The organism is Bradyrhizobium sp. MI1.11 (assembly GCF_055811255.1).
Window position 1 is genome coordinate 45037 of sequence record NZ_JBVVPM010000057.1, and the last position, 6000, is coordinate 51036.

Genomic DNA, 6000 nt, shown 5'->3' on the forward strand with positions numbered 1-6000 from the left:
CGGCACACGAGCTCGCGACCATGGTGAGCGGGTCGTTTGATGATCTCAGCCCAAATGCTGCCAGCGGACCTGTCAGATCATTTCGTCGGCGGCTTTCGCTAAGGCGTGTTGCACGTCTGGCGCGGGTCTTAAGACCTCAGCATAAGGGCGCCCGGATGAGACTAGGCGCCCTTGCCCGCCATCGTTGGCGGATCCAAGCTGTGAGTTCTAAGGGATCGTTGGGCGACCTCGAGGAACGCTGGAATACCAAGCGAATCAATAGCCGAACCTCTCGTCACAACTGAGGCGGGCGCGGGTTGATAGGTCCTGCCGGTTACGCCAACTATATTGACCAGCCTGTTAGAGGCGTCTTCCCATGCTTCACCGAGGGATTATTGATTGGTCCGAAGATCGAGGGCGCTCGCCCCTTCGGTTCTGTTTTACGGAACTTTAATAGGTCCTTGCCAACGTTGAGACCATTGCGATCGTCGCGGCGGCGACACTCGTTTGAACTTACCATTATCAAGATCTGCTCGGTTGGCAGTCTCTTCATGGAGAGACCGTTATGCTCAAAGGCTTTATGATCGCCGTTGTCGCGCTGCTTTTTTTGTTGCTGTGTGATCAGCAAGTATCAAATGGAAAGTATACTGAGGCGGCTATGGTTATGGCGAAGCACATCAAGCGTTCGTTCGGCGTCTGACCGTCGTGGGCCATGAGCGAGACAGACATTCTTAAATCTCTAAACGTCGGAAAGTGTCCGGATTGCGGATCGGACCAATTGCGATCCGGACTGCGCGTTGATATCGCCGAGCACTTGTCCTGTGTGAGATGCGCAGCGCGTTTCTACGTCGCGCCGCGACCACCCCTTGCAACGGTGTTCATCCGGCAGTGACGGGTCGCGTTTTACTATAAGGAATTACCAAAGCCCCCTAAGCCTAGGCTCCTCCTGCGACTCGTCCTCAACGCGCATCGCCGCTCAACACCCTTGAGGTAGATCAAGCCAGTCTGGCCGCCTTTTCAGTTCCTCTGGGCGGCGATCTTCTTAAGCGTGGCAATCTGTCGGAAGAAGGTTTTTATCGACTGGGCAGGGCTTCCGAGAACCCTAGCACCGGGTGCTAGATCCGAAATGACGCCCGCTTGCGCGCCGATCTCCGAACCTCGCCCTATCCGGAGGTGCCCCGCCATAGCCGCCTGCCCTCCGACGCGGACGAAATCCTCAAGCACGGTTGAACCCGAGATCCCAACTTGTGCAACTACAACGCAACAGCGGCCGAGAGTAACATTGTGGCCGATTTGCACGAGGTTATCGAGGCGGGAGCCAGCGCCGATCACGGTGTCACGCGATGATCCGCGATCAATCGTCGAATTGGCACCAACTTCGACATCATCTTCCAGAATAACTCGCCCAAGCTGGGGGATCGAGAGAAACCCGCCGTTGGTGGATGCGAATCCGAACCCTTCCTGGCCAATCCGCGCACCCGGATATACGTAAACGCGTGCTCCCAATACCGCGTAACTCAGGCTCACATGTGTGCCAATCCGGCAGTCCCTACCGATGCTGACGCCGCTTCCGATGACTGCGCAAGGACCGATCCGACAGCCCGGCCCTATTTCCGCTCCGCTTCCGATCACACACAGGGGTCCAACTTCTGTTGAAGGATCAATTTGAGCGCCATCCGCTATTATTGCCGAAGGGTGAACACCAGGACATGGCGGTGGTACAGGGTAGAACAGGGCAGCAACGCGGGCCCAAGCCGCATACGGTTCGCTCGTTTGGATCGCCACAGTTGCCGCTGGTACTCGTGAAGCCATATCAGGGTGAACGAGCACCGCGCCGGCGGAGGTTTGATCCAGGGCGGAAGCGTAACGGCGATTGTCTAGAAAGCTCACTTGAGTCGGCCCGGCCGCTTGCAAAGGGGCCAAACCTTCCAGCAATAGTTCACGTTCGTCTGCCACACCCCGCGCCGTGCTAGCGACGAGCGCGAGTGGATGCGGACCAGTTCGCCGGAAGAACCTTGCACTGCCCAGCACTGTTTCGAGCATCACGTCCCCCTGCAGCAAACCGGGTTCGACTGGCATTCCTCCTACGCCTGTCCCGGCCCATCCATGTCTGTTGGTCAGTCGCAGCCGCGGCGAAAAGCGTTCCCTAGATGCCTTGGGCCAACAGCAATGTTGCTCTCTGCCGTCGGCAGAATTGATTCAGATCAAGCCGCATCTTCGGCTGAGCACTTCGCACTGGATAACGGGACCCGCAACGCGTTCAGAAAGCGGTTACAAGCCACTTGATAGTGGTAATATTGCTGGTGCCACCAAGCCGCCCTTGCCCCCCTAGCATCTTGAAACGTCGGACCTGCCGGCTCTTCTCCAGGCACGTCAGAGTTGACTTAGATCAACCTTCCGCTCGGCGATCGCCCTTTTTTGATCGGGACAGGCTGGTAATTCTCGAGCTTTCCGGTTTCTGAGATGAAAAGATGACGCGAGCATTGCTCTTCATTGTGGTGGCAATCCTTTGCGCATCGTGCAGAACCGACGCGCAGCTTGACCCGATCCAGGCCACCGCGATTGTCGATGCGGCCGAAGTCACCGATAGAGAAGAATGCCTCTACCAAGAAGTCGCCCGACTATTGGAGCCAAAGGGCAGTTCACCCATCAGCCTGCAGAATGTTGCGGTGGCCGCCACTCGGTTTTGTAGCGCTGCTGTCAGAAAACGTCTCCAGAGGGCGGCCTCCGTATCCCCGTCTGATGCGCAAACTCTCGCACGCGATGATCAGATGAAGACGGAACATCGCGCGTTCGCCATCGGGTTGGAATTGCGCGAGAAAAGGACAAATGGAGGAGTGGCAGGGAACTGAACGGGGCGGCTCCCGCCGGTCTGTGCATCTTGCAACAGGTTTATCTCCGTAGCCAGCCCGGCAGTGTCTTCGCAGCGATCTATCGCGGAACATTCGAAGCTTGCCGCTCCTGTGCTTCGTAATATTCGGCTGAAAACTTGATCGACCACCGGGAGAAGAACGAACGCAATTTCTGCGTGGGTCTTTCCACGCCAAGATGTTCAGCGACGTGCGCATTGCGAAGCCATCCGGCGAGCGACGCAAAACAGGCTGAGCGCATCAACGCGTGAAGCACTGCGAGGCCGACCGTATCGGCCTGTCTATAACGGTAGCCTAGCTTTTTAATGACGTACTGACGCTGGATGTTTTCGTAGGCCCTGCCCATGAGCCGAGCGAACGAACTTTTCTTCGCTTGCGGCCACGCTGCCGGATACACCGGCAATACCAGAAGCTTGCTCTTAGCGATCACCGTAGCCAACGGATGCAAAAGCTGCATCCAGGCTGGCCAAGAGGCTAATTTGGCAAACAATACCGCATGCATCACTGTCGCGACGCCGAAAGAGATTGGAAGCCACACTACCGCAGCCAGGATTACAAGCAATGCGGTGTTCGGGGTGAGATGACGACATTTTCGAAACACCCACGCCATACCTTTGGCAAAGGCAACGTGCAGGGTTCGCTCGAACGCCCGATAGCTAATTCTGCGCCGGAGCCACGACCAGCGACGGCGCATTGACACGATCCACTTTCGACGCCCCGCCTCGGATAGCGGAAGGATGCCCAGCGCACCGGCGGTGACAGCGACGATCAGGTTACCCAGAACCCTGGCCGCGAAAAGCGGAAGCCGGACAATCTCCATGACCAGAGGGAAAGTATAGTCGAGCAATCGCATCAAAACGGCGATAGTGAAACGCAGGATCTTGTTCGCGGCGACCGCTATCAAAGCAACTGGAACGATGATCACGTCGTCCAGTGCACCGCGCACGCGGCGCTCTTCAATCCATGCTGGGCTTTGCTCATTGGCCACGGCACTACCGGTCGAGACGCGTTTTTTCGCCTAATCAGCTACGCTGACCGCGAGACAAACTACTGCTTTGTTTGAGCCAGGCGCTAGCAGGTCATTCCGGTCGCACATCTGCGGACGGCTCGACGGGTTTGCCGGACGGTTGTTCGTGCCACGCAAACGCCGTTCACCCGAATTCTGCCCACGCCGCAGGCAGCAGCAATTTCCGTGGCCATGCTGTCCGGCTGCGCGATCATGGGAGCAACGGGCGTGGCTTGCGCCGACACCGCGAGAGACAGAGCGAACCCGCCAATTGCAATCAACCTGATCATTCTCACCTCCTCGAAGAGCGATGAACGGGCCAAGCTGACGTCGCACTTGCTTGCAAGACTTGAGATGGATCAACGGTTCTTAATTGACCCGGCTGCTTCAGCGGTGTTGGGATAAGTGGTCTCGGCTCCTCAGGCGACCTCCCTATCGATTCAGTTGCAGTCTGCGTGGGGAGCCTTCCATCATCGGGTGCTGAGGCACAAACCGCATAGACCTCCTCTCGTGGCAGTTCTACTATTTTACCCGGTCGGCGTGTATCGGGGGACACTATGATCAGTTTGACCCGCGTTTTTGATGTCGCCGTGCTAGCGTTAGGCGCGTTCAACCTCGTGCTGGTGGCACTGCTTGTCTTGTCGCTCTGAGGTGCTCCCCAGGCCAACGCGGACCGCCGTGCATACGCGGCGCTGTTTGCGCCTCAATTTCACCATCCGACTCAGGCTGTGGTTGTATTCGTTGCCGGCGTCTCGTCTGCGAGGGTTCTCGATCCCGAACCGGCGTGCGACGAAGCGGAGCCAGAGGCCCGGAGAGAACCCCATCAAACCGGGCCTTTGCGCTGTCCTTTGAGCAAAGCGCACCGGCGCACCATGTGGCATCGCCTGATCCCTCCGAGAACGTCTGCAACGGGGGAGGCGGCGGTGAACTTAAAGCGGGCTCGGCGTCCGGTTTGCCTCTGACAGTCGACGTGACACGTTTCCACCCGCACTTCCGCTTAGGGCCAGAAGAGGTCCCTCATGACGCCTGTGCTAAACCCTGCGCTTTCGCTTCTTCATCCGGGCGGTTTTGACCCAGACGCGGGTCCACTCCTGCAAAAAGCCTCTGGATGTTCGCACGATGGCGGATGATCGGGTGCACTCCGGGGGGTGTAGGCCGAGATTTGATTCGAGCAGGTACTGGTGCCGGTTATTCATTTCCCCGCAGACATCGAGGCGAAATGCCCAGCGGGGCTTCCCCGGGGGCGGAATGTTGGGATCGGAATGGTCAGAGGTAACACCCGCTTATGATTGCTGGTAGCTGCCGAAGTCACCCTGACCTTGATCTTCGCCAGTTCAGCGGCTTGGTGCGTTCAGGTCGGCGGCATTGACGGCTGGCCGGCAATGCTTTGCCGTGAGGCCAGGCGGCTGTCACACCATGCCTTGGTTCACGTACCAACCGGCCTTGTCGTGATGGCGTTGCGAAACGCGAGCGGCGCCGTGATGGTGGTAATGGTTCGCGTGCCTTCGCCGACACCCTGAATGGTGAGGTCGCCGTAGTCCATGAAGCGGCCAAGAATGCTCTGTTTGACATCGACACTCTCAACTTTGTCGAGGCTCATCTCAAAGGTGTCCCGCTTGATGAAACCTGTCTTGTGGACAACCCGCATGTTGGTCACGTCGGTCTCGGTGGTCCAGCGGTGAAACCAAGCCGTCGCCGTCCAGTACAAAGCCGCAAGCCCAGCTACCGCCGCGAAGGCCAAGCAAACCGAAGCCAGCACGTCGGAAGTAAAGAAGCGCCACAGCACCAAAAATGCGACCACCACGATCCACGCAGCGATTGCGGGCAGAAAGTACATCCAGTGTTCGTTGGTCGAATACAGCAACCGTTCGCCGGGCTGTATAATCTTGTCGATATACCGCGCCATAACGGACCCTGAGTTAACCCGCCACCGCAGCATCTTGCGCCCTTTGAGCCGATCGGGACCTTGATTTATCTCAAGCCTTTGATCGACCGCGCCCGGAAGCTGCCGAGAGCCGCAACGATCCCCCGCAAAAGGGCCGGAGCGAGCTGAGGGTTGATTGCTATTTGCGGAATCCGAGGCAAAGCGGCCACCGATTCCGACGGAAGGCGGCCAGCGATTCCGATCGAAAGCGGCCACCCAAT

6 protein-coding genes are annotated in these 6000 nt (G+C 58.1%); 3 read left to right on the forward strand and 3 right to left on the reverse strand.

Annotated features, from left to right (window positions below; translation table 11 throughout):
- Positions 1-544: 544 nt before the first annotated feature.
- Entirely contained in the window at positions 545-679 is a 135-nt protein-coding gene (locus AC0L30_RS35120; protein ID WP_354172134.1) for a hypothetical protein, read from the forward strand.
- A 317-nt stretch (positions 680-996) separates the two neighbouring features.
- Here AC0L30_RS35120 and lpxD read toward each other — a convergent pair whose 3' ends face one another.
- Positions 997-2058: a UDP-3-O-(3-hydroxymyristoyl)glucosamine N-acyltransferase gene (gene lpxD / locus AC0L30_RS35125; protein ID WP_354213074.1), complete on the reverse strand. Its 1062-nt coding sequence runs from the start codon at positions 2056-2058 to the stop codon at positions 997-999.
- Positions 2059-2450: 392 nt separating this feature from the next.
- On the opposite strand from lpxD, the gene AC0L30_RS35130 reads away from it, so the two are divergent.
- Entirely contained in the window at positions 2451-2831 is a 381-nt protein-coding gene (locus AC0L30_RS35130) for a hypothetical protein (RefSeq protein ID WP_354059943.1), read from the forward strand.
- Between the two features lie 79 nt (positions 2832-2910).
- On the opposite strand, the gene AC0L30_RS35135 is transcribed toward AC0L30_RS35130, so the two are convergent.
- A complete protein-coding gene (locus AC0L30_RS35135) occupies positions 2911-3837 on the reverse strand; it encodes a hypothetical protein (RefSeq protein ID WP_473406262.1) in 927 nt (308 codons plus the stop codon).
- Positions 3838-4041: 204 nt separating this feature from the next.
- Here AC0L30_RS35135 and AC0L30_RS35140 point away from each other — a divergent pair, with 204 nt between their 5' ends.
- Entirely contained in the window at positions 4042-4260 is a 219-nt protein-coding gene (locus AC0L30_RS35140; protein WP_473406263.1) for a hypothetical protein, read from the forward strand.
- A 1021-nt stretch (positions 4261-5281) separates the two neighbouring features.
- Here the strand turns inward: AC0L30_RS35140 and AC0L30_RS35145 are convergent.
- Entirely contained in the window at positions 5282-5761 is a 480-nt protein-coding gene (locus AC0L30_RS35145) for a PH domain-containing protein (RefSeq protein WP_063995469.1), read from the reverse strand.
- Positions 5762-6000: the final 239 nt, after the last annotated feature.